This window comes from Butyrivibrio sp. YAB3001 (assembly GCF_900112195.1).
Taxonomy (GTDB): domain Bacteria; phylum Bacillota; class Clostridia; order Lachnospirales; family Lachnospiraceae; genus Butyrivibrio.
The window spans coordinates 78,195-102,553 of sequence record NZ_FOKR01000015.1 but is presented as its reverse complement, the minus strand read 5'-3'; the positions used below and the strand labels follow the sequence as shown (position 1 = coordinate 102,553).

Genomic DNA, 24,359 nt, shown 5'->3' with positions numbered 1-24,359 from the left:
AGCTTTACATACCGAAATACTTCTTCACTCACGCGGCGTCGCTGCATCAGAGTTTCCTCCATTGTGCAATATCCCCCACTGCTGCCTCCCGTAGGAGTTTGGGCCGTGTCTCAGTCCCAATGTGGCCGTCCGACCTCTCAGTCCGGCTACAGATCGTCGCTTTGGTGGGCCGTTACCCCGCCAACTGGCTAATCTGACGCGGGCCCATCTCATACCACCGGAGTTTTTCACACTGTGTCATGCGACACTGTGCGCTTATGCGGTATTAACAGTCGTTTCCAACTGTTATCCCCCAGTATGAGGCAGGTTGCCCACGCGTTACTCACCCGTCCGCCACTAACTTTACTCAAGCTTCGACCGAAGTCTCTGCTGCGAGCAAAATCCGTTCGACTTGCATGTGTTAGGCACGCCGCCAGCGTTCATCCTGAGCCAGGATCGAACTCTCACGTTTAAAAGTTTGATCTGGCCAGAACTTAAGCTTGGCTTTTGTTCTGTCCGTTATTTACTATCTTCGTTCTGAATAATTCTTTTGGAATTTTTCAGGGTTGCATTACTGTTTATTTGTCAATGTGCTTTTGTTCTTGCAGCTCTCAGCCGCAACTCATTCATATTAACTCAGTTCTTAAAGATTGTCAAGAACTTTTTTAATATTTTTTCTCCAACTCACTGAAACTTTTTATTTCGTTCCGTCTCAGCAGCGGGTGATTTATAATATATCACTGCTCATAAATTAATGCAACACATTTTTTTATTTTTTTATAATTATTTTTTTCGCTGAATTTTTTCAGAACACAATAATTATATAAATCACTGTTTCCAATAGATCATAGGCATCCAATATGGTAAATTATCAGCATTTCAGTATACTATCTCTAAGCAGTATTGTCTACCTACGCAAAATAATCCTCGCATAAGGAATTATCGAGTAAACTATAGCAGTAAAAATATTATAATTTGTCAAAAGATAATAAAACCATGCTTTAAATGGCAATCCCTTTGGATTTTCTTTTTTTCTTATTCTCTCAGAAAAAGAAAGCTCAGTATCAAGCCATGTTCCCTTTTGGGAATTATCATTGCATTTTCCAATAAACTGATCCATGACCAAAATCTTGATTCCACGACGATGAGCTTCAAAACCATATGCAAAATCTCCCATCGAATGCCCATAAGGTGTCGGAATATTAGGAAGCTCAAGAAAAGTATTCCATGGTATCAGAACGCAGTTTGCATTAAATGTGTCGCACTCACGCCCTTCTCTCTCTTTTGACATAACTATTTCGCAATTTGGTCTGATAGCGCTTGTTCTGCGCACACCGCCATAACTTAGTTTATCAGAATCATCACACGTAGGTCCTACCCATATAGCATGAGAATCGTATTTTCCCGAGCAATCAATTAATCTCTCAAGCGCACCAGGAAAGAAATCAACGTCATCATTAAATAACAGCACATAGTTATACTTATTATCAGTGTTCTTCGCATAATCTATTGCTTTACGCATTCCTCCACTGTAGAACAAGTTGCCTGAACCAAACAGTACATGAACACCAGGAAAATCTTTTAGTATTTCAGAAGTTCCATCTGTACTGCCATCATCAACTAAACAAAATGACAGTTCGACACCCGGACTTCCGTCAATAAGTTTTCGCACTGCATTTACAGTTTTTTCTTTTCTGTTAAAAAAAGTCGCAAGGCATAATACCTTAGGCCTTTTTTTGCTAAAGTCTTTATTTTGCATTAAATATTTGCCTCAAATTTTTCTGCTTTTCTCGCCAAATAATACCAGACAAAGACCATCCAACCAAAATCGCATAGTCATTTTAATCGCTTTGATAAAACTTTTTTTATCAAGATTTTGCTTTTCTTTTACAAGTATGGATGCTGTATCGTTGATATCTTTAATCAACAACGGAAAAACAATTTCTTTCCGTTCGTTAATTGCTTCAATTCTATTTTTATCAGATTCACCATTATAATGAACACCCGATCCATCCATTCCGATGTTATTAACTAGAGTATTGTATGGAAAAAGCGTTCTTCCACCATTGAAAAAACATGAATAATACCACATCACATCCCATGTAAGTGAATCTTCTTTGTATTGATGCATCAGTAGATATGAAAAATCTTCACCGTTATCAAGTTTCTTTTTATGATGCATGACAAACTTAAGGTCTTCTTTTGTAAGTTCATGTTTAAAATTCTGCCACCTGTCTCTCCAGGTTCCCCATCCCCAGGCAGCAAATGACCTTGTCAGACCATATTTACCATCATATTCAGGCAATGATTTCAGGAAACTGTATCCGGTTATTGTGTAGATGCCCTTATTATTCTTATACTCAGATAAGCAATAATTCATGTATTTTAGAAACTGGTCACTAACTTCTATATCATCTTCTATTACAATAATGGTTTCATGTTTTTTTAAAACTGACGATATGCCGTCAATCTCTGACTTTTCAATTCCCCAGTTCTTGTCGCGTTCTATGATAATAACGTCAGCAAAACCTTCAATTTTTTTTATATAATCTCTTACCTGCCAAACGCCTTCTTTATCTTCTTCCTTAGCCGGAGCATCTGAATAAATATAAAGAATTGAATCCTTTGCTTCAGGATTCCTCCTCAAAGCTTCCACCACCCTAGTTACATGATCAAGACGCTTATATACAAATAGTACGATTGGGGAAAACTTTAGTTTTTCTTGTTCTTCAAACATTACAATTATCCTATATTTATGCTTTTTTCCTAGTGTGCTGTCTTATACATATCAATTATTTGATTGAATATGGGTCAACCATTTCCTTATTTCACCGATAACATTTACCAGTAGCACCCATCCTCTACACCTTCAGCATGTTCAGGTTTTTCATTTTCCGAAGGGCTTACCCAATACTCATTAAATAATCTGCTGATATCAGGATTACTCTCCCAACGCTTTCCTTTTATTCCGAACCAAAGCTGCGTTGCACCGCCTATATGAATTGCCTTTCTGCCTGATCTCTTTATGTCAGCAGCAAGCGGAAATCCGTATGCTCCACAGCCTAAAATAGCTACATCAAAATCTTCCTTCAGTATTTCATTTAACATATGGTCGTAAGCGTCAAACCAGGAGTTAAAGCCAGGAGTTCCCTGACCTCCAATTGACTGAACAGCTTTAACAAACCTCAGATTCATTTGCGGCAAAATGGCATTTTTATCAAAAGAATTGGTGAAGAGTTTATCACGACTTAAATACTGTTTTTCCATCGTGTCAGTAAATGGATGAACTACAACAACCTTTTTCCCCATTAATGCCTTAGACCATGGATTACCTGTCCTGGTATTCCATGGCTCCAAAAACGCAAGCTTGGTAAATTTACATTCAGGTGCATATTTCTTTAAAATGTAATCCTCCATGAATACATTCCAAACACCGCATAAATCCATAACCTCTACTGCATCAAGATACATTTTAGCCAGACGCTCTGCTGCCTTTTCCTCTCTTGGAAAAAAACCCGCATTAAAACAAAGCATGCGGAGTGCTTCATTCATCTGCCGTTCATCACGCATACCATTCTTATCTTTGAGATAGTTGTAGATATAGTTTAGTTCGACCGCTCCAAGCCTCGCAACCATGAACCCGCTGCTATTGCCTAAAGCTCCAGCAATATACCTATTAGTATCATCATCTGACATCACTTGTTTTCCAATGTACCTTGTATGTACAGAAAACAAATCTGCCATTCCAATAAAGCCGTGCTCCTCTAGGGAGTATGCGGCTTTATTTGTAAATCCTTTTATTCTGTTTTTTATCTCGTATCTTTTAAACTCAAAATCCATGATTATTTATTATGTATACTATCTGCAAATACCTGTGCATATCCAATCTACAAAACATATAAATAATGTAATTTTATCGGTTACTCTCAAGTCTGACATCATATAAATGCTTGTAATAAATCAAATGGAATATCTTACAAGCCTACATATAAAATGCATCACTGACAGATATCCTCATATTTTACCTGCGCGACTTTTCCATCCTTAACTTCGTAAATAAGCTGGCATTCGCTAATAGTAGAAAGACGATGTGCAATTATTATCATAGTTTTCTTACCGGATAAATGATAAATTGCATCCATTACGGCTTTCTCTGTCTCATTATCAAGGGCAGATGTAGCTTCATCAAGGACTATAACATCAGGATCCGAATAAAGAGCTCTGGCAATACCGATTCTCTGTCTTTGACCTCCGGAAATCTTTACACCACGTTCTCCAATATTGGAATAAATACCATCTTCCTGGTTTCTTACAAAATCCGCAATTTGAGCACCTTCAAGAGCTTTCCATACTTTCTCATCATCTATTTCCTCATTAGGAATGCCAAATGCAACATTTGCGCGTATTGAATCATCAGTAAGGAAAATAGCCTGTGGAATATATCCGATATGCTCATGCCAGGATTTTGGATATTCTACTACATTAGTATCTCCAACCATAACGTCGCCATCATCCGGCTTAAGGACACCCAGAATAATATCTGCCAATGTGGTTTTCCCTGCGCCCGAAGGTCCAACAAGAGCAACAGACTTATTATACGGAATAGTAAATGAAACATTATTCACAATCTTCTTTTCCGGATGGGCAGGATAAGCAAACGTAACATTTTTAACAACGATATCTCCATTAGTTATCGTTTTCTTTTCTTCACTATCTTGACTCTCAGCATTGAGCCTTTCCATCTCCTTGATATCTCTGCAAACAGCATCAGCTGCCGCTCTGTTGAACATAAGATTACTAAGATATCCACTGATTCTGTTAAACGACGGTAGCATTCTGATGGCTGCCACTGCAAACACTGACATGATTGGAATAAATTTTTCAACATCAGTGCCAAGTGCAATTCTTATAGACATAAAAAGCAAAAGACCACCAATACTAAGCGATTCCATTATAGGTCTTGGAATAAAACTTAGAAGCATCTGTCCCTGCGCAGCCAAAGCAAAGTTCTTAAAAGCAGTATCATATTTTTCCACAAAAAAAGATTCCTTACTGGATGCTTTGATCTCTTTTATTCCACCAAATGATTCAAGGAAAAATTGATTTTTAGCCGCTGAATATTCTCTGGTCTGTTCACCGTAATTACGAAGCTTTTTTCTAAAGACTTTTGCAAATAAAAGCAGGAAGATAAATAGTAACACAACCATAAGCATTGTTGTAACAAAATCTGTTATCAAAAGAAACAGCGATATCATCCCACATACAAGGATTTCAGAAAAAAGCTGTAAAATACTTGTTAAAACCCCAATAAAGCTTTCCACGTCCTGATTTACATTTCTTTCAAGCTCTGCAATATTGTGCTCAACATGAAAAAGATAACTTTGATTCATATAGCATTTCATAAGTCTTACAGATAGTCTTCTCTGATTATTGGTTGTGAAATGATTCTGTGCGTTTGTCATCAAGACAAGGTATACATTCTTAACAATATATATTCCCACAAGTCCTAATGCCATAATCAGGATGAATGTCCTATAATTCTGGACTCCTAGTAAATCTCTGACAAACCTATATTTCGCATTTTCATCGATAATTGTCGGGTCAGTCACTGCGTTCACCAACGGTAACACTGCAGAAACGCCGATAGTTTCAAACACTGCCCCTCCAACAATTAGTATTAGCAAAATAAACATCCTTGATCTTTGATGCTTATCTAAAACTGAATAAACTTTTTTTATCATTACCACAATCCTTCATACCTATTTTACATACGCTGAGGTTGCTCGCATATTTTAATTGTAATATAGTATTTCCCTTAACTAATAGCATCTGTATACTGTTTCCAGTAATGTTCTATATAATCATCATCTACTTCGCCTTTGGTCCATCTGATTATTTCGTTTTCCTCATCAAGTAATTCTTTTTTTCTTCTCTCATTTTTAGGGTCATTGCAAGTTAATATAACAAGGGAATGTATTTTATTTATATATGAATCCGTGTGATTTTCCTTCGAAATGCTATTTCTATAGTTATTGCGTGCCCTTATCGCTCGTCTTACCTCCCCGTGGATATTTGACATTTGTTCTTTTAAACTTAGTTTTTCCCAATTTTCGCTTGTCATCGTTTGACACCTCATTTAATCCATGACTTCAAAATGTCGAATAACTCGTCTATTGTTGTCTGATCTGTTAATTCTCTTCCTCTGCCTATCCCCAACTCCCTATTTCTGTCTATATTCGGATGCGATTCCCACACAACCTCAATAGGATCTTTCATAATATTGCCGCCATATATATCCTTAGTATCTGAGCCATCATCATAGAGTTCATTTTCTAAATCAATATGCATGTCAGCATCTATTGCAACAATTTTTCTTTTCCTGTCAATGCAAAACTTAACCATATCATCATAAAAATGATTATGATTATTCCACATATCATCGATAGACATTATCTGATTCAAAATCATTTATATTCCCCCTACTATTTAATACCTTAACCTTGTACAAATTCACGACAAAAGAATCTAAAAAATCATGCCATAATTTGAAATTATCTAATGTTTTAATCACACTTTTTTCCATCTCTTACAGATGACCTTGAACTCATCAAGTATCTTAGCCATTTGCTCGCTATAACTATAGTTTACAATCTCATTACGAATCGACTGTTGTCTCACTATAACTGCTTTCTTCTCAGACGGGTCACTAAGAAGCTTTTTCATATGCGCTGCAAGTTCGGACGGCTTGTAACCATTAAAGTACATTATTCCTTCTCCCATCTGTTCCTGATGTCCTGGAATGTCTGAAATAATGAGCGGGCATTCAAGGTAAACTGCCTCAATAGGAGGAATATTGTTAGGTCCGCTTACAGATGCGAAAATCATTCCTTCAGCGTGAGTATAAATATATTTCATCTCTTCGTAAGTCACAAACCCGCCAAAATGTACTAAATCGTCAACACCATGTTCTTTAGCCATATCCGCAACATACTGCTTGTTTCCTTTGTCAGAACCAGTAAAAAGAACATGTGCGTCAATACCATTTTCTTTACGAAGTAGTTCTAATGCCTCAATTATACAAATATGATTCTTGTGGGGCCAAAACTGTGCAGGATAAAAGAAATACTTGTCCGGAAGCTCTAGTTTAGGCTTTTCTTCCGGTCCATAGCAGAAAAACGTCACAGGAAATGGCACAATTCTGATTTTATCAGCCATGACATTATAGTTTTCAAGGATTTCTTTTTTTCCTGTTTCATTACCTGTGAGGATGTAAGATGCCTTTCCCAAGAGCCTTGAATACTGCTCATCAAGCCCTTTCCATCTGTACGCAGGTTTTGTTGTATCCGGGAAAGACGGAAGTATCCTATGTCCCAGATCCCAAAGCGAATATATGAACGGTGTTGTCAGATCAACATTTGCAGGATAAGTGAACCAATAAATATCTATACCCTCTTTTTCTGCCAAATAGTCAAGATAAGATTCTCTGTACAACCTCTCATTATGATAAAAAAAGCGCAACATGGCATTTCTTACGCTGTTTTTGGTATTAAGACAGAACATCTTAAAAAGATTATTCAGTCTTACTTTATCCACATTTATATATTCAAAGTCATCCTTTTTAGTCTTATACGGATGACCTGATCCGCCATTATAACATATGACAATATCGTACTTTCCCTTAAGTTTTTTAAGTTCATCTTCAATTGTCATAAGTAAACTAGATGCGCCACCTTTTTCAGGTGACACATCATCAAAATACACAGCTACTTTCATCGTGCAAAATCCTTTATAATATCACAAATTCCTTTAATATCTTCCTCTGGAAGGTTAGACGCACTTGGAAGATAAAAACCATTCTCAGATAGCCAGTCTGTAACAGGATATTTGCCGCTACAGTCACAGCCATATTTCTTAAGCGCCGGCTGTATGCTCATACTCTTGAAAAGAAGTCTTGTATCAACTCCATTTTCTTTAAGCTGCACAATGAGCTCATCCCTGGTTCTGCCGTACTTATCGGTATCAAGAACAATTGTATTCATCCATCCAACATTCTCAGAGTCCTTTTCATCCTTTTGGAATACAACTCCATCAACACCTTCAAGATATTTTTTATAAAGAGCATGATTATTCATACGCATCTTTTTGTACTCATCAGCTTTCTCAGTCTGAGCAAGGCCAATCGCAGCATGAATATTGCTCATGCGATAGTTAAAGCCAATATCATTGTGTAGATAATCTCTTGGTCCATCAGGATTAAAACATACATTCTTATAATATCTGCAAAGCTTTGCGTAATTGTCATCATCTGTTACGCACATTCCACCTTCACCTGTGGTGACATTTTTATTTGCAAAAAAGCTAAAGCATGCTACCTCAGAAAAACTTCCTACTTTGCGCCCCTTGTAGGTCGCTCCATGTGCTTCTGCTGCATCTTCTACAATAAAGAGGTTATGCTTTTTTGCAATCTCGGTTATGGCATCCATATCACAGGGATTACCAAATACATGAACGGGAATTATTGCCTTTGTTCTTGGAGTTATCTTTTCCTCGATCTTATTGACATCTATATTCCATGTATCCTTGTCAGCATCCACAAACACTGGCATTGCGCCCACATAGCAAACTGCAAATGCTGTCGCAATCATGGTAAATGAAGGTATGATAACTTCATCGCCCTTCCCGATGCCAAGTGCAGCAAGCGCAAGATGAAGCGCAACTGTGCCATTACAAACCGCAATACCATGCTTAACTCCGCAGTACCCTGAAAATGCTTCTTCAAATTTAGTAACGTACGCTCCACTACTTGAAATCCATCCTGTAGAAACTGCATCCATTACGTATTTAGTTTCGTTTCCATTTAAATATGGTTCACAAACAAATATCTTCTTATTCATAATAATCACCACTTAGTTTAAAAATTTTACAACAACAGTACTTTTTATTATCCTAATTGCCCCACATCAGGATATGTCGACATTTCTCCAGTTTCAGTCATATTAATCAAATCTGACCCCCCTGATTAGTCGACTTCTATATTGATTCTATCATCAGGTATTGCATCAAACCTTGTCTTATCTGCTTCTCCGGCGTATGGACCCTGTTTGATCTCATACATTTCTGTCTCTTCAAGGCATACAAATCCATGCCCTCCGGATGCAAGAAGTATCACATCTCCTGATTCCAAAATGACAGATTTAATGTATTCATGATCATCTGAATAGAAATCGCAGCGAAGTTTTCCCTTTTTAATAACAAGAACTTCCTTGGTAAAAAGTACTTCTCTTTTTACTTCATTATGAACATGTGGCTTGATCACATGTCCAGCAGGATGATGCATGTATGCCATCTGCTGAGAGTAATCATCCGGTGTGCAGAACGTTATTCCCGGCTGATTAAAATCATGTTTTATTACAATGGCAAGTGTTTTTCCTTCATTGTCTAAAATGTTCCACATAGTTTATCCCTTTTAAATACTAATTCTTTCTATCTTACAGTCATGCTTCTTTTGTTTTTTATCGTAACTAATTCCAACTAAGATAGCTTCTTCTATCATACTTGATTCAGCGACTTTCCCTTGGAGCCTGCTCACATATTTTTTATCTTTAATCTGCTTAATTGCCTCATCTGCCGTTGAATCAACCTTTAATTCCAAAATGATGCCGACTTTTTCATTTTTCCTGGGATAAAAGATAAAATCCACAAATCCCTTTCCGCTTTTGTCTTCTCTTTGAACATCAAATCTGTCTCTCGCCGCTAAATAGGCAAGGTTCACTATTGCAGATAAATCCGACTCATTATTATATTGCAAAATAGGTGCTTCAGTATCGTGAAACTGCTCCAATATGCCTGCAATCACATTTTCATTTCCGTCGATAGTAGCATCAAGGATCTTTTCTGATTCTTTAGCCAATCTATGAACGTAGCCTAATGACTCTTCCTTATATAGCATATCAGTAAATTGTCCAAGCAATTCCTTGTTTGGTATCATAACAAAGCCATCAGAATACGTCAAAAAACCATAAACCACCATTGCTGAAAGAATTTCATCTCTTGTTTTTAGATTCATTGATGTAGCCGCATATTCTTTAGCTTCACATCGAACCTGCTGCCCGGTGACCATTCTCGCAAGATCATTTTTTACACCTTCAATATTGTTACGAATATAATAGAAAATTTCATCATATGGTCCCGAACTAGTCCAATAATTTCCCAAATTATTATTAGTAAGAGCAACTGAAACAGACCTTGGATTATAGATTCTATTACCAGACATCGTATGATAACCATCATACCATTGTGCTAAATCATTTAAAGACAGTCTCGGCTCTTTTTCCTCTGACAAAAAACTCAAATACAATTTCTCAACTTCTTCTTGGCAGAATCCAAAATACTTGCTAAATTTTTCTTCACCAACCATGGTATATTCCATAAACATATTAAGTTCAGATCCACTGGAATATTTTGCAATCGGCAATATTCCTGTCATATAGGCTACTGCTACATATGCCTGGTCTTTTAAAAGATTCTTTAGAAAAAGAAGATATCTGTGCCTGTCTTTTTCAGTAATAAAATTCATATGAAAAACAGCATCCCATTCATCAAAAATAAAGACAAACTGCTCTCCTGTAGCCTCAAATACCTGTTTTAACTCCTCTGCAACATTACTGTCATCTGTAAACTCAACATCAGGAAAACATTTTCGAAGATCATTGGAAAGTAATGTTTTTATCCTACTTATATATTTCTCATAGTTATCGCATGAGTCATCCATTTTACTAAAATCAATGCTGATAACATGGAACTTATTTATGTTATTCTCATAATCGATATTTTGAGAAACGTTACATTTGTCAAATAAAATATGAGCGTCTTTTTCACAGCAAAAATACGCTGACAGCATATTTGCAGCTACAGTTTTACCAAATCTTCTTGGTCTTGTAATGCATATATAGTTTTCAGATGTCCCTATTCTTGAAAAAACCTCTGGTATCAGTTCAGTCTTATCTACGTACCATTTACTATTCTGAACCTTTTCATATAGAGTAAAACCATCACTTGAATCTAAGTACATTCCCATTATGGGTTCCTCCATCTAATGATGTATTTTCTTCTTCAATAAAATCTCATAGAACCATTTAAGATTACAGATTTATGCATAAACACTCAATTCCCATTTTTTCTAACTGTCTCATAAATAGTTTTCAGCATGAGATAATTGTTTTCCTCAGAGTATTTTGTTAAGTATTCTTCCGGAAGGTGAATTGGCTTTTCCATAAAGGTTTCAACTGCCTTGGCCATGCTTACAACAGAATTGCTCTTAAACTTGATTCCTGAAATACCCTCATCTACGAGACTTCCTACATTTCCTATATCAGAAGCAATTATTGGGGTTCCCATGGAATAGGATTCAGCTATTGTCATGGGGAATCCCTCATAAAGCTGAGTTGGATGTATCATTGCCAATGAATCGCCAATTATCTTTTTAGCCTCATCATTAGGCACTTGTCCCTTCATTTCAACAGTTGTAAGCTCATTATTCTCAATATATTCTTTACACCAACCTTCGAGTTCTCCAGAGCCACACAAAATCAATCTAGGTGCCTTGTCCCCAAGTTTCATCCATGCCTGAAGAAGCAAATCAACTCCCTTTTTCTTTTCTAATCTTCCCGCATAAACAATCTGATTTTTCCTCTTGTCATATGGGACAAATGAGTGCTCTTGCCTTGTAAAATTTGGTTTGATAAAAACATTATCTGGATTTATCTGCTTAATTGTCATTAGCTTTTCTTTATTAAAATCAGTTAAACATATAAAATTCAGATATGAATATGTCCTTATCATACGGTGGAGATTCATTGTCATTACCATCGCCATAGTTTGAAGCTTACTATTCCTATAGCAATTATGGACAAGAGAAGCTTTCAGCCCGTACTTAATGCAATTTTCACAAACATGATCATTAATATAGCATACACCATTAGGGCAAACAAATCGCATATTATGCACAGTCTGAACCACAGGAACATCCATATTTATTCCAGCAATGTACACTGCAGGACTAATAATTGCAACTGTGTTATGAACATGAACGATATCAACTTTTTCTTTTTCTATAATACGACAAATATTCCTATAAGTTCTGATATTAAAGATCGTCGAAAATGCCAATGCCAGTTTATGCCAAAAACCGCCTTCTTTTACATCATCATTATTCCTAAAATAGGTAACGACCTTATGCCCGTGTTCTTCAAGCATACGTTTTTCATTTGCTACGACAACATCTTCCCCACCGGGAATTCGGTAATAGTTATGAACTATAAGCACCGTTTCTTTATAATCCGGTCCAATGGTTTTATTTCTCTTAATATGTCTGAGTCTACTCTTTGCAGTCCAGGTGAAAAGGAAAATAAGACACGCTATCGCACCAGCCCATAATCCATAGCTAAATGTATAACGAATACGTTCCATTTTCGCCACGCTGCTGCTCTGCATCCTGTAGACAGGAGTTGTCTCATCAACATATCCGCGGATCATAACACCTGTTTTCTTTAATTCTTTTACCTGCTCGGAAGTAAGATATGTCTCTATTCCATCTCCGGATGTCTTTTCCTCAGATCTTGGCAAATATATGTCAGATGGATAGGGGACAATGGCAACATATAAAAGACTAGTTATTACACCTATCAAAACAAGCAGTATCGCAGAGCAAAGCCATATATTCAGAGGAATTATTGGAGTTTTTTCAGTTTTTCCGAAAGGTAAACTAATCTTGAACTTATCAAGATTGAGAACAGAAATAGCCTTCGAATCAAATCTTGCAGTTTTCTTGAATATAAAAAGTCCCATAAATACAAAAGTAAGATTCTTGAAAGACTGATTAAATAAGAAAAGTTCAAGAACACCATATAAATAAAAGCTAATAAGCAGTGATATTTCTGCCTTCCTGTCATTTTTGATTGCATCGTATAGTGCTGCAACCATAAGCACAAGCATCAAAATAAACGAAACTATACCCAAACGAAAAATCAGATATACATAGGACGAATCAATAACGAACCTACTATCCGGGACAGCAATGCTTTCAATACCAAAAAGTTTCAATGGCTCGTGAGTAAGATAATATCTTGTATACTCATATCTTCCTGCAAGTGTAGTATTTATCCATTCAAAAACATCACCTGTAGTAAGAAGTGGTATTCCGACAATTGCAATAATTCCCAATGGCAATAACGCCATCAGCATGAAATCTTCTATCTTAGTTCTTTTGCTGCGAAGGTATAGATATAAATGCAAAAACAGGTAAATGCATACCATCAGAAAGCCATTCCTACTGACAGAATACATAAATACGTATCCATTACCCAATAAAAGTACTACGCTTATTGCAACAATATATTTTTTAGACAGATTCCTTGTCAAATACAGCAAAAATGCCACAAGAACAAAATATGAAGCATGGAGTGTATTAGGATGTGGATAGCCAAGAGAATGTCTTAATATAATAGGCCATCCTTCTCTTAAAAGTGAAAAACTAAACTCAGGAATTATACCGACAACCGACAAAACATATAATGTCACAAATGATGTGAGCCATATCGCTCCACCAACTTTAAATAACCTGTCAGTAGAAACCCCCTTTATTCCAAGCATCATGGTGAAATAGATAAGTAGTGACTTCTCGCCTGATTGCAAATATACAACCGCTCCTAAAGCCATCAGAAGCACTATTATCAGGTATTCAACGATATTGTGCTTAGTAAGAGCAATCTTACACGCAAAAAGGGCTGCACCAATAACAAGACAGATATTGTAAAGCATCTGCCCCTCATACAGTCCAACCGCTTTTGCCCCGAGCATAACAGCAAAGTAGCATAGATATGCTAACTCTGCAGCTGTGATCACTCTTTTATTTGTTACTTCTCCAATCTTAACTTTTTCGTTTATCTCACTCACTAATACTTCCAACCTTTATAATGCAATGTCATGCTAAAATTTTCGCAACCATTTTATCGTCTTCATTCTTCGTATGGATTCACAAATGGATCCGGTACGTTTTCTTTAAATATCTCCATTGAATCTATCTCCGGATTTCTTGTACAATACCAGATCTGAGGATAGGTACTCCTGTCTAAGATTTCCTTATTCCACTCATCTGTATTATTGCCCCACTGGGATGGGTCTCTGTACTCCGGAAAATGATGCTTTTTGGCAATCAGGCTAAGTGCTGTCTGATCATGCCTGTTCTCCACAAACCCCGGATAATTATCTTTACCTAGTTTGTTTGGAGAATCGGAAATAATTCTTGGGTCCAAACAGGCTTTTTGCCATTCACTTACAAAAGAAATACTCTCTGCACACTTCTTAATCACCCAAAATCCACCTAATCGTTGAATAGAATCAGTATATTCTGGCGAATCAGCATCTAACAAAATAAATGCATCTCTCTTAGAATAGTTTTTTTCTATTTGAAGTGTTGTAAAAACCATATAGTTTAACTTATCCCTATTTAGAACATCGATAAGGTACTGAATATCATTCACATAAACAGAACCACCATCCGAATAAAGTAAATAATCGCCATCGTTCATGTTTTCTAACGTTTTTAAGATAATATATGACTTCCATATCCAATAACCAGCCCCTCGCCATACAGGCCTAATACCAGGAAAATGAATTCTATAATATATGCACCAATTCTTAAGTTTAAAACTCAACGGCAGGTCTTTTTGTCCATATAGAATAGTCCTATCTGCCCCATGCATCTTTGCTGTTTCTAAATTAAATTTAGCAGCATTATAGTACTTCCTATCTCCGTAACTTATACATGTTATCAAAACTATACGCTCCTTTTATCAAAAATATTATTCCTCTTGTATTCTTGAAAATACCTGTAGTCCACTTTCTTTTTCTTCATTGTTTTCTGCATAAACAATACTGTATTTATTATTATTTATAAACTCATCTATTTCTTCATCATATCGATTTTTTTCAACAACAACAATCTTAGGCATTTCTTCTTGTAATTCATTAAAATACTCTTCGATAATCTCATTTCTTACCCATCTAATCGGATACTGATATGAATACCTTGTTGCATGCTTCCTGTTGCTTAAGACATAAATGATATCAAAATTACCATATACCGTAATTAAATCATCTTCATCAGTGAGAACATCAATAAGTTCCACTGCATGTTCCACAGCCTCGGTTCTGTTATTCTCATTTCTATTCACATAGTCTGCCGGTATCCATTTAATCAATTCCATCCAATCATTTGCTATAATCTCACATATCAGAAACATGGTTGTAAGAAAATATACTACCTTTTCTGTCTGTTTATCTTCTATATTTTCAATTTCTTCAAATAAAAGACTTAATGGATATGCTACAGCAGGCACCATTACCATGCCATAATGCTCATATGGAGCTCCCCCCATTGCTATCATAAAAACGGTCAACAGTAGATAGCACATATATGACACATTTAAAAGATTAGCATTTTTGATAGTATGATATGCCATACTCACCATTGCTATAACATAAACCAAGTTTTCAAAGAAAACTATTGCACATTCCCACTTGTTATTTAAAGTAGCACTACTATATTTAAAATTAAAAATAATATAATCCTGCAGAAAAAACGATAAATCCTGATTTAATACAAGCCATAGTAAAATAGGCATTATCACTATTATTATTCCTAATAAAAAGAGCAATAAGTAACGCCATAATATCTTATATTCCTTCTGAATAAGTAAAAAAATCAATATCGAAATACAATACACAATCCAAATTGCTATCATATTAGGTCTCAGCATCAATGTCATGCCAAAACAAGCTCCTGCTATTATTATTCGAGCTAAAGAAATAATATTATTTTTTAAATAATCAATAAATATATAGGTCGAAATTGCAATTAATGGCATAGCATATTCTTCAACAAGGTTTCCACCTTTAAAAAACTTAAAAAGTAGTGAAAAGGATACTACGACTGAAAAAAAAGATGAAATAATACTAGAAGACATTCTTGATATCTTATACATCATAAATATCGTCACTGCCAAAGAAATCATTTCTATAGCCCAAACGCCTCTATACTGCGAAATCATGTCCCCTAAAAAATTTATAATATAAAGAAGTGGTCCTTTATGGTCAAAAGAATCCTTATATGGCATATACCCATGTTCCATCATTAGTGCTACTGTCTTAAACACGCTTGAATCCGTTGCCGCTTCCCTACCAATCCATGGATGAAGTGGGCTATTAAATCCAAATAGCAGAACTAATACAAATGAAAACAAGATGCCAATAATATTCTCTTTCCCAACATTTTTCCTAAAAACAAATAGCTTATCCCTTAGCATCCATTTTCTCCATTTCCTTTTTAAATCTATGAAAATCACCACATGCTTCAATTCCAATTTTGACGATTTTAGGTATATTGATAGAATTAGTACCAAGCTGCCTTGCTTTAAAACTAATTTCTCTGAAAACAACATTCTCTTTATATTTTGAGAAATATGTTGTTAACATTATATTAGGCAGTCCGTAATCATCATCGAAACATGAAATATATCTCTTTATCAAAGATGATTTCATTAGACGAAATGGGGCATTAGCATCAGGAATACTCACATGGAAATAAAATCTAAGTAATAGACAAACTACATTTTCCACAAAAGCTCTGCTTCTTCCATCTTCACGAACTAATCTCTTTCCAATAATTGCTTCATATTCATTTCTTCTTGCCCAAAAGTCATCAAATTCCTCTGGGCTAGTCTGACCATCAGAATCTGTCTGGAAAATATAATCCGTTCCCGAGTTAATTGCTTCTTTATACAATGCAATTACTTTAGGCCCATGTTGCTTACCTGTGTTTTCTAATATTTCCAGATTGCTGTACCCCCCCGATTTTATCATAGAAAGCAGGATTTCATGCGTCCTATCAGTACTTCCATTGTCAGCAATTACCATTTTTGATCTGGCTTTATCTGCTAACAATAATTTGGGATACCATTGCTTAACAACATTTTCTATATTCTCTTCCTCATTGTAAGCAGGCATTACAATATATAACGAATCCATTTTTCCTCCACTTTTCATATCAATGTTTTTATTCCAATAATGACTTTCTTATCAATTTTGTGCCAACATAGTATACAGGATAATTAACTTTATCACTGCAAATAGATTATCGTTCATCTTTACTTTGAATTCAAAATTGCCTTTTCTATAGCTTCGATATAACCTAAGGAAGTATATTTAAAATCATATTTTAATGACGCCTCTTTAGAGGCTTTAGACATCTCCGCAAGCTTCTCTTTATTTGACAACGTCAATCTTATTACTGATGCAAAAGAATCCGTATCGAATGGATCAATAACGTATCCAGTCTTTCCATCCACAATCAGATCTCTACTGCTCGCAGCAAACTTGGCCCCAAGAACAGGGACTGCGCAGCACATTGCTTCCAAAGGCACAAGCCCAAAACAGTCCTCTCTTGTTGGAAACACACACAAGCTGCTGCCTTCATATTCTTTTATCAAATCTTCGCCCTTAAGATAACCTCTATAAACAATGCGGTCATTTATTCCAAGTTCTTCAGAAAGTTTGACTATATCCTCTTTAGCATCGCCTGTGCCTGCAAGATGAAGGTTCCAGTTTAAATCCTTGCATTTTTCCAAAGCTCTTAAGAGTAAATCTATTCCTTTTCTCTCTATGAGGCCTCCAACAGCAAGTAAATAACCATCAGGATCATAGTTTGTTCCTCGACCATCAAACTGATGGATGTCAACCGCAAGTTCACTTATCGATATTTTCTTTGGATCAGCTCCCATACTAATCTGATTGTCGGCAGAGTCCTGAGAACTTGCAATATAAGCTGCTGCCCTGCTTATCAGATACTTTCTTGCAAGCCTGTGATAAAAATGAAGATTCCTCTCCGAATGTATCGTCCCATCAGTCCAGGAAACATACGGAATATGATTTTTAGTGCAAAAGCTTCTCATTTGAATCGCTGTCTGATTATACTCGGAAATCACGCATACGTCAGGAGCAATCTCTTTTAACACATCTGAAACGCCTCTTGTTAAAAAGAATTCCTTCTTATCTGATTTGGTATTCCTATCAGCCACTGCCTTTCCGTCAAGAAAATGAACGTCACTTAGTTTATCTGTATCATCTTCCCATTCCCTGAAAGAAGCGCCATTCCCAGCTTGAAATATTATGTGGAACTCATAATCTGCAAAGTTTTTTTGCAAATACGCAAAAAAATCTACACGGTATGGGGATGGAATATTGGTTAAAATAGCTACTTTTCTTTTCATACTCATTTCTTTATTACTTTTCTTATGACATATTGTGGCGAATTATTCATACTGATATACATTCGCCCAATGTATTCCCCTATCATGCCAAGCACCATGAGATTCATTCCACCAATTATGAGCACCATTGACATGATCGATGTCCATCCAAGCGGAGTATTCGGATTATGAGAAAACTTCACAATAAGTACGTAAATAAAGAACAAAAAGCCGGCAATAGCTGTAGTCACACCTGCATATGTGGCAATTCTAAGCGGTTTAACTGAGAATGACGTAAAACCATTCATCCAAAGCGAAATCAATTTAGACAGTGAATACCCGGAAGTTCCAACTGTTCTTTCTTTATGCTCAACATCGACATTGCAAATCCTGGATGTAGAACGAAGGACAAGTCCTATAACATATGGGAATGGATTCTCATAGCGAAGTATCTCATCGACGATATTTCTTCTTATGCCAAAATAGCTTGAAACATACAGATCATGTGGCTTACCAAGCATTTTTTCTGCCATAAACTCATTCATCTGGCTTCCAAAGTTTCTGAATGATGAATGCTTTTTGTGCCTGTATCTTGCATAAACAGCATCATACCCTTCATCAAGCTTTTCAATAAGCTTATAAGCTTCCGCAGGAGGCGTCTGCCCATCATCATCAAGGCAGATCACATAATCACCACTTGCAAAATGAAATCCCGCCATAAGTGCTGCATGCTGACCAAAGTTCTTGGTCATATCAATACCTAGTATATTATCGTTCTGTTCTACCAGCGCCTCAATAGCATTTACCGTTTTATCCGGAGATGAGTCGTTTATCAGTACTACCTCATAGCTGAATTTTTTGAGCTTAGCCATAGCTGTTTTTATATCATCGATAACTCCCGCAATAGTGTTCTCTGACCTATAACAGGGAATAACAAAACTAATTTTGCACATTTTTTTCACTCCATAATATATTCTTTTAATTATTCGTCTTTCCTAACTTGGATATTATAGTTAAAGCTTTCTCATAACTAAATTACCCACGTATCTGACAAAAGATATCGCTTAACAAACTAAAATTACCAAATTTTATTATAGTAATAAACAATAGAAAAATAACTACTGATAATTGCAGTCTTTTCGTTTGAAGCTTGCTATTTTCACAAATCATCTCAGTGATAAGATTCCTATATCCTATACATGACAAAGGTAATAATAACATAAAATACGGCAAAGTATACTGTGCCTTTGCCTCCCAAAATGTATGAAATAAAAACCCTCCGATAAATACCATTGCGAATAATAAGTATACTTCTTTTTTATCCACCAATAGGACATACATTAAAACACCCGTAAGGATGATAAACTGATAGTAATTTAATGCCTCAAAAAGAATACTGAGTATTTTATCTGCAGCTATCCTTTCTTTTAACTCAGTATACCCCCATCTTTCCGGCATCACGCTGTTCACCCAAAAAACCTCAAAATCAGGGTTATTCCACTGTGAAGCATTCTTACCTGCAAAAAATCTGAGTGCCATACGTGGATTTCCTTGAAACTCTTTAATTCTTCCTGAAATATATTCTTTTACCAATTCAGTCTGCTTAACTGAATCATAATCAGCATCCATGTATGATCTGGTATTGTAAAAATTCCACCAACCATCAAACAGCCCTTCGTTTTCCTGAAGTCCCATAGCAACATACGAAAGATTTGATGAACCAGGTCCAGGCTCCAATCCTGTTATTCCTTGGGTTATTGTATACATCAGCTTTGTATTAAAAAGAAGGACAAATAATAGCAAAATTGCTATAACGCCAAATCTAAGTTTCCGATTTTTAAGTAGTATAAGAATACATAAGAATACATTTGCAATTAAAAAAATCATATAATTGCTCTTTAACGATACCGCAAAAACTGAGCATATCACAGTCCACAAAACATATATGTACTTTAATGTTTTTTGAAATAATAATATATTTTTCGTGGCATAGAGCGAAAAGCACAGCCCAATAAGTGTCCCATATACAAATGTAGTGTACATAAGTCCCGGAATAAAGACAACAGAAAAACATATCACTGCAAGTTTAGTAATATTACTTGCTCCATAGTATTCCGCAAAGAATTCGAATACCAGATAAATCATCAGAAGTGCCACAATATTCAGCACCTGAAATGCCAAGTAATTATAATTACCAACCAGAAAACTTAAGCAATAAATAAATATTTCTATACCGAATTGGTGCGGATGTTCATTTGCATATGCTCCGGGTTCAAATATAGATAGATCATTCATCCGAAATGCATAGGCCACATCGCATACGTCATGCTGATCTCCAATTGCTTCTTTATGTGCCACAAAGACGAAGGCTAATGCAAATACAGTTGTAACTGCCAATAAAACATTTCGGCATATCAAATATAACTTTTTTTGTGAATTAATATCTTTTATTAGTTGCTTTATAGCCGGTGCCTTATTTTTCGCAATGTAGGCTATCAGTATAAAGGCTATCAGCACGAGCAAATTCAAACCAATTGAATCTTTGCCTAGTAATACATGTTCTGTATGAAGCTCTACATTTGTAGTAGAAAAACCTGCTAAAATCAGTAAGTATATAATTATTATGGAAAAGATAATAGTAATTATCTTTTCAGCCAATGAGTACAATATGTCAAATAATCTGTTCATTTATTGATTTTATTCTCCCCAAGATTTATATTATATTATATTTTTATAATTATATCATCATAATCGGAGTAATATGAATTCTAAAAAATGGCTTATTTACTGGAGTGTTCTGGTAGCAACTGCATTTATAATTATTTGTGTCTTGATTTATCATGTAGATCCCCTTTTTCATTACCATAAACCTCTGTCTCAAAAATTTTTTTATACTATCAACAGCCAGCGTGAACAGAATGATGGCATCAGCAAACATTTTGATTATGACGGAATAATCACAGGCACATCCATGACGGAATACTTCAAACCATCTGAGGCAGAAAAACTTTTTGGCGGACAATTTATTAAAGTTCCATATTCCGGTGCCACATATAAAGAAATAAATGATAATTTAATAAGAGCCATCGATGCCAATCCTAATATAAAGATAGTAATCCGAAGCTTGGACATGACACATATAATCATGGATGCCAATGCCATGAGAACAGATCTCGGAACATTTCCATATTATCTTTATGATAAAAATCCCTTTAATGATGTTGAATATTTACTCAATCGCGATGTATTAGAATCAACAATTTCAATGATAGATGAAACACGTAGCGATGCTTTTGCCCCCGGAATAACCTCATTTGAGTATAGTTTATCAAATCTATGGGCACATGGAAAAAATGCTGTTATACCAACTCCCAAAACATTCAGTTTAATAAGTCCCAATAATCCAGAAGACACGCATCTGTCTTTTGAAGAAAAGCAAATAATCTATAAAAATATTACTCAAAACGTCACTGACCTTGCTGATAAAAATCCAGACATTGATTTTTATTATTTTTACCCACCATACAGTGTTTTATACTGGTATACCCACTATGAAGAAAACGATTTTCATAAGCAATTTGAAGCTCTACAGTATGCGACAGAATTGATTGTTCCACATACAAACATCCATCTTTTTTCATTTAATGAAAGAATCGATATAACATCTGACTTAAACAATTATAGAGACAATAACCACTATGGTAATTGGATAAATAGTCTCATCCTAAAATGGATGAAGGATGATCAGTATAGACTTACTGATAAAAACTATTCTACCAGACTAAAGCATGAATATGAAATAATCAGTTCCTTTGATTATCCTATATTAAACAATCAACCGGACTATGAATATGATTTTTTTGCCGGGGCATTGCTTAACGAAGAACTAACAGGATTTCCATCCGTTGAAATCAGCAGATACAAAGCATCCTTGTATTCGCCTAACAATCCAATTACAACAGCCCCTGATAACCAAAATATCCGTATTATATGTTCTGTAACAAAAATTCCTGATGATATAGATTCAGTTGGAGCATTCTTATACAATCATCAAAATAACATAACGCTTATAAACATGACTAAGGAAGAATGCTACAATTATCTGGTTTTTAAGGGGAAGAAAAAATGTGGAGTTGGAATTCCAGCAATATACATATATGACAAGGATGGAAACATCCTTACACAAATTAGAGAAAATGATTTCAATTATGATGATTCTGTTCACACATACACCATTGATTTAAGAGATATTTCAGGCGTAATAAGCATCCTTTTCTCTTTTATTGCAGATTGTAATAATGCCAATGAGCCTTCAGAATTCACATACTATGATATTTTCTTATACTAATGCTTAGTTACTTGAATTATTCTTCATTCATTTTCAAGATTTCATAGATTTATAGATCTAAAAGCCGTATAATAAAGTGCGCTCATTAAAAAATATACTTAATTTCGGGGATATTATGAACTCAAAAGCAAAAAGATACACTTCCAATATAATAGACATCGTTACACTTATCATATCAATGATAATAGGCGCCATTCTAAGAATTGTTGGCTATGATTGGGGCGGATATGGGATACATCAACCTGATGAGATCTGGATGGTACAACCAGCTGTCGAAATGGCCGCAGCAAAAAAGTTCACATACAATACTTTTTACTATCCCGCACAGTCATTTGCCAAAATAAATGCATTTATAATCTTAGTGCATAGAAAATTGACCGGCACAAGTATCAGTCTTGACCATGCAGATCAATATTATGTATGCAGGATTACCACTGCTATTGCTGGTGTATTAACTATTGCTATCGTTTTTCTTATCGGTAATTATCTTTTCAAACATTGGGGAACGATATGTGCGTTATTACTTGCCATATCCCCTCAGATGATAATCATATCCAAACAGGTGACCGGCGACATAAATGTATGTCTATGCGGTGCTTTGACTATGTTTCTTGCACTAAAATATTCAGAAGCACAGAAAAAAATATATATGTTTTTAATGGCGTTTGTAGCCGCATTTGCCACAATGGAAAAATATCACGGAGGGGCCACAACAATACTTATTGCTCTTTTCATACTGCTATATTCAAAAAGTTTCAAAGACTTTTTTATCAGAGGCTTAGAAACAATTTCAGCATATCTGATTTCAATAATACTAATATCCCCCAATATTATAAAAGAGGGGCCTTTGGTTCTTGTTAATAATTTTTTTGATATAGCGAAATACAAAAACATAGACCAAAAACCTCCATACATAAATAATTTAATAGATTATGTTCAATGCGGATATATGCATATCGGTGGAATCCTATACATTCTTGCCATGCTTGGCGGAATAATAGTTATTTTCAAATTAAAAGACAAACGTTTTTTAGTAATAATTCTTGGTGTAATCAAAGTTGCCATTTTATGCCTTCTTAACCGTGCTTTTCTGCGTTGGGGACTTGAACTATATCTAATGGAAATAATGTTAATTGCACTATTCTTTGCATACATTTTTAGCAAACGTAGCACTGTTTTCAGTTTCATTTCAGCAGCATTTGGTCTTATTATCGCCACGGAATTATTATTAGCATCAGTTTTCGTTACTGAATGCGCTAGACGAACAGAACAGGATGTCTGCTCAGTCCAAGCAAAATACTGCAATGAGAATGGCATCACCACAGATAATGCCGGTTCAACCTTCTATACTGCCTTTGAATTAGGCGGATTCGTACACAATGAGGAACATGCTGTATGGTGGGAACTAGATGATGCATTAACTGTCAGAGATGGTGAAACATACAAAATTATGGATGTTGATTATCTGATCTGTGCGAGTCGTGCTTTTTGGAATGGCCAGATGGAAAGATATAATTTAAAAGATTTATGTATTTATAAAGCAACTGTTGATTATCCTGATATTTTCTTTCTACCAACGAACGGAATAATTCACAGTTACAATGACTTATTTCTATGTAAAAACTATCTCGAAGGAATAAATAAATTAAGAAATGGAGCCATTACCGGTGCTTATGACATATATATCTTTGACCTTCGTAATGTTAAATATATAAATCAATAAAAAT

At 35.5% G+C, this 24,359-nt stretch carries 19 protein-coding genes and 1 rRNA gene; 2 read left to right on the top strand and 18 right to left on the bottom strand.

The window, feature by feature from the left end; all coding sequences use genetic code 11:
- The 18 genes from BM086_RS15115 to BM086_RS15030 all read right to left on the bottom strand — a co-directional run.
- A 16S ribosomal RNA gene (locus tag BM086_RS15115) occupies window positions 1-451 on the bottom strand; the annotation flags it as partial.
- A gap of 435 nt (window positions 452-886) precedes the next feature.
- A complete protein-coding gene (locus BM086_RS15110; protein WP_092328474.1) occupies window positions 887-1,738 on the bottom strand; it encodes a glycosyltransferase family 2 protein in 852 nt (283 codons plus the stop codon).
- A 12-nt stretch (window positions 1,739-1,750) separates the two neighbouring features.
- On the bottom strand, window positions 1,751-2,716 hold the full coding sequence (locus tag BM086_RS15105) for a hypothetical protein (protein ID WP_092328469.1): 966 nt from the start codon (window positions 2,714-2,716) through the stop codon (window positions 1,751-1,753).
- A 104-nt stretch (window positions 2,717-2,820) separates the two neighbouring features.
- Complete coding sequence (locus BM086_RS15100; RefSeq protein ID WP_207650994.1) at window positions 2,821-3,723, bottom strand: hypothetical protein; 903 nt, start codon at window positions 3,721-3,723, stop codon at window positions 2,821-2,823.
- A gap of 254 nt (window positions 3,724-3,977) precedes the next feature.
- Window positions 3,978-5,720, bottom strand: coding sequence for an ABC transporter ATP-binding protein (locus BM086_RS15095; RefSeq protein WP_092328459.1), 1,743 nt, complete (start codon window positions 5,718-5,720; stop codon window positions 3,978-3,980).
- A 74-nt stretch (window positions 5,721-5,794) separates the two neighbouring features.
- Entirely contained in the window at window positions 5,795-6,100 is a 306-nt protein-coding gene (locus BM086_RS15090) for a hypothetical protein (RefSeq protein ID WP_092328454.1), read from the bottom strand.
- An 11-nt stretch (window positions 6,101-6,111) separates the two neighbouring features.
- The gene (locus BM086_RS15085) at window positions 6,112-6,447 is read right to left on the bottom strand and encodes a DUF5674 family protein (protein WP_092328450.1); all 336 of its coding nucleotides are present in this window, start codon (window positions 6,445-6,447) and stop codon (window positions 6,112-6,114) included.
- A gap of 99 nt (window positions 6,448-6,546) precedes the next feature.
- Window positions 6,547-7,752, bottom strand: a complete 1,206-nt coding sequence (locus BM086_RS15080) for a glycosyltransferase (protein WP_092328445.1) — start codon at window positions 7,750-7,752, stop codon at window positions 6,547-6,549.
- Window positions 7,749-8,873: a DegT/DnrJ/EryC1/StrS family aminotransferase gene (locus BM086_RS15075; RefSeq protein ID WP_092328441.1), complete on the bottom strand. Its 1,125-nt coding sequence runs from the start codon at window positions 8,871-8,873 to the stop codon at window positions 7,749-7,751. Before BM086_RS15075 ends, BM086_RS15080 begins: the two co-directional genes overlap by 4 nt.
- Window positions 8,874-8,998: 125 nt before the next feature.
- Window positions 8,999-9,433, bottom strand: coding sequence for a hypothetical protein (locus BM086_RS15070; RefSeq protein WP_092328437.1), 435 nt, complete (start codon window positions 9,431-9,433; stop codon window positions 8,999-9,001).
- Between the two features lie 12 nt (window positions 9,434-9,445).
- Window positions 9,446-11,056, bottom strand: coding sequence for an AAA family ATPase (locus tag BM086_RS15065; protein ID WP_092328432.1), 1,611 nt, complete (start codon window positions 11,054-11,056; stop codon window positions 9,446-9,448).
- A gap of 86 nt (window positions 11,057-11,142) precedes the next feature.
- Window positions 11,143-13,932: a glycosyltransferase family 4 protein gene (locus tag BM086_RS15060; protein ID WP_092328427.1), complete on the bottom strand. Its 2,790-nt coding sequence runs from the start codon at window positions 13,930-13,932 to the stop codon at window positions 11,143-11,145.
- Between the two features lie 62 nt (window positions 13,933-13,994).
- Window positions 13,995-14,813: a hypothetical protein gene (locus tag BM086_RS15055; RefSeq protein ID WP_092328422.1), complete on the bottom strand. Its 819-nt coding sequence runs from the start codon at window positions 14,811-14,813 to the stop codon at window positions 13,995-13,997.
- Window positions 14,814-14,840: 27 nt separating this feature from the next.
- Window positions 14,841-16,343, bottom strand: coding sequence for a hypothetical protein (locus BM086_RS15050; protein ID WP_092328418.1), 1,503 nt, complete (start codon window positions 16,341-16,343; stop codon window positions 14,841-14,843).
- Window positions 16,330-17,082: a glycosyltransferase family 2 protein gene (locus tag BM086_RS15045; RefSeq protein ID WP_242952231.1), complete on the bottom strand. Its 753-nt coding sequence runs from the start codon at window positions 17,080-17,082 to the stop codon at window positions 16,330-16,332. Before BM086_RS15045 ends, BM086_RS15050 begins: the two co-directional genes overlap by 14 nt.
- A 101-nt stretch (window positions 17,083-17,183) precedes the next feature.
- Window positions 17,184-18,305: a glycosyltransferase family 4 protein gene (locus BM086_RS15040; RefSeq protein ID WP_175560305.1), complete on the bottom strand. Its 1,122-nt coding sequence runs from the start codon at window positions 18,303-18,305 to the stop codon at window positions 17,184-17,186.
- A gap of 2 nt (window positions 18,306-18,307) precedes the next feature.
- The gene (locus BM086_RS15035; RefSeq protein ID WP_092328404.1) at window positions 18,308-19,237 is read right to left on the bottom strand and encodes a glycosyltransferase family 2 protein; all 930 of its coding nucleotides are present in this window, start codon (window positions 19,235-19,237) and stop codon (window positions 18,308-18,310) included.
- Window positions 19,238-19,319: 82 nt separating this feature from the next.
- Window positions 19,320-20,972: a hypothetical protein gene (locus BM086_RS15030; RefSeq protein WP_092328400.1), complete on the bottom strand. Its 1,653-nt coding sequence runs from the start codon at window positions 20,970-20,972 to the stop codon at window positions 19,320-19,322.
- A 73-nt stretch (window positions 20,973-21,045) separates the two neighbouring features.
- On the opposite strand from BM086_RS15030, the gene BM086_RS15025 reads away from it, so the two are divergent.
- Window positions 21,046-22,632 carry a hypothetical protein gene (locus BM086_RS15025; RefSeq protein ID WP_092328396.1) on the top strand — a complete coding sequence of 529 codons (1,587 nt, stop codon included), beginning with the start codon at window positions 21,046-21,048 and terminating at the stop codon, window positions 22,630-22,632.
- A 115-nt stretch (window positions 22,633-22,747) separates the two neighbouring features.
- Window positions 22,748-24,355: an ArnT family glycosyltransferase gene (locus BM086_RS15020; RefSeq protein ID WP_092328392.1), complete on the top strand. Its 1,608-nt coding sequence runs from the start codon at window positions 22,748-22,750 to the stop codon at window positions 24,353-24,355.
- The last annotated feature ends 4 nt before the right edge of the window (window positions 24,356-24,359 follow it).

Excerpts from the sequence above, each read along its gene's own strand:
- BM086_RS15110 (WP_092328474.1), bottom strand. The coding sequence starts at position 1,738 with ATGCAAAATAAAGACTTTAGCAAAAAAAGGCCTAAGGTATTATGCCTT.
- BM086_RS15040 (WP_175560305.1), bottom strand. The coding sequence starts at position 18,305 with ATGAAAAGAAAAGTAGCTATTTTAACCAATATTCCATCCCCATACCGT.
- BM086_RS15100 (WP_207650994.1), bottom strand. The coding sequence starts at position 3,723 with ATGGCAGATTTGTTTTCTGTACATACAAGGTACATTGGAAAACAAGTG.
- BM086_RS15105 (WP_092328469.1), bottom strand. The coding sequence starts at position 2,716 with ATGTTTGAAGAACAAGAAAAACTAAAGTTTTCCCCAATCGTACTATTT.
- BM086_RS15070 (WP_092328437.1), bottom strand. The coding sequence starts at position 9,433 with ATGTGGAACATTTTAGACAATGAAGGAAAAACACTTGCCATTGTAATA.
- BM086_RS15080 (WP_092328445.1), bottom strand. The coding sequence starts at position 7,752 with ATGAAAGTAGCTGTGTATTTTGATGATGTGTCACCTGAAAAAGGTGGC.
- BM086_RS15085 (WP_092328450.1), bottom strand. The coding sequence starts at position 6,447 with ATGATTTTGAATCAGATAATGTCTATCGATGATATGTGGAATAATCAT.
- BM086_RS15050 (WP_092328418.1), bottom strand. The coding sequence starts at position 16,343 with ATGCTAAGGGATAAGCTATTTGTTTTTAGGAAAAATGTTGGGAAAGAG.
- BM086_RS15065 (WP_092328432.1), bottom strand. The coding sequence starts at position 11,056 with ATGGGAATGTACTTAGATTCAAGTGATGGTTTTACTCTATATGAAAAG.
- BM086_RS15090 (WP_092328454.1), bottom strand. The coding sequence starts at position 6,100 with ATGACAAGCGAAAATTGGGAAAAACTAAGTTTAAAAGAACAAATGTCA.
- BM086_RS15045 (WP_242952231.1), bottom strand. The coding sequence starts at position 17,082 with ATGAAAAGTGGAGGAAAAATGGATTCGTTATATATTGTAATGCCTGCT.
- BM086_RS15035 (WP_092328404.1), bottom strand. The coding sequence starts at position 19,237 with ATGTGCAAAATTAGTTTTGTTATTCCCTGTTATAGGTCAGAGAACACT.
- BM086_RS15025 (WP_092328396.1), top strand. The coding sequence starts at position 21,046 with ATGAATTCTAAAAAATGGCTTATTTACTGGAGTGTTCTGGTAGCAACT.
- BM086_RS15095 (WP_092328459.1), bottom strand. The coding sequence starts at position 5,720 with ATGATAAAAAAAGTTTATTCAGTTTTAGATAAGCATCAAAGATCAAGG.
- BM086_RS15075 (WP_092328441.1), bottom strand. The coding sequence starts at position 8,873 with ATGAATAAGAAGATATTTGTTTGTGAACCATATTTAAATGGAAACGAA.
- BM086_RS15030 (WP_092328400.1), bottom strand. The coding sequence starts at position 20,972 with ATGAACAGATTATTTGACATATTGTACTCATTGGCTGAAAAGATAATT.
- BM086_RS15020 (WP_092328392.1), top strand. The coding sequence starts at position 22,748 with ATGAACTCAAAAGCAAAAAGATACACTTCCAATATAATAGACATCGTT.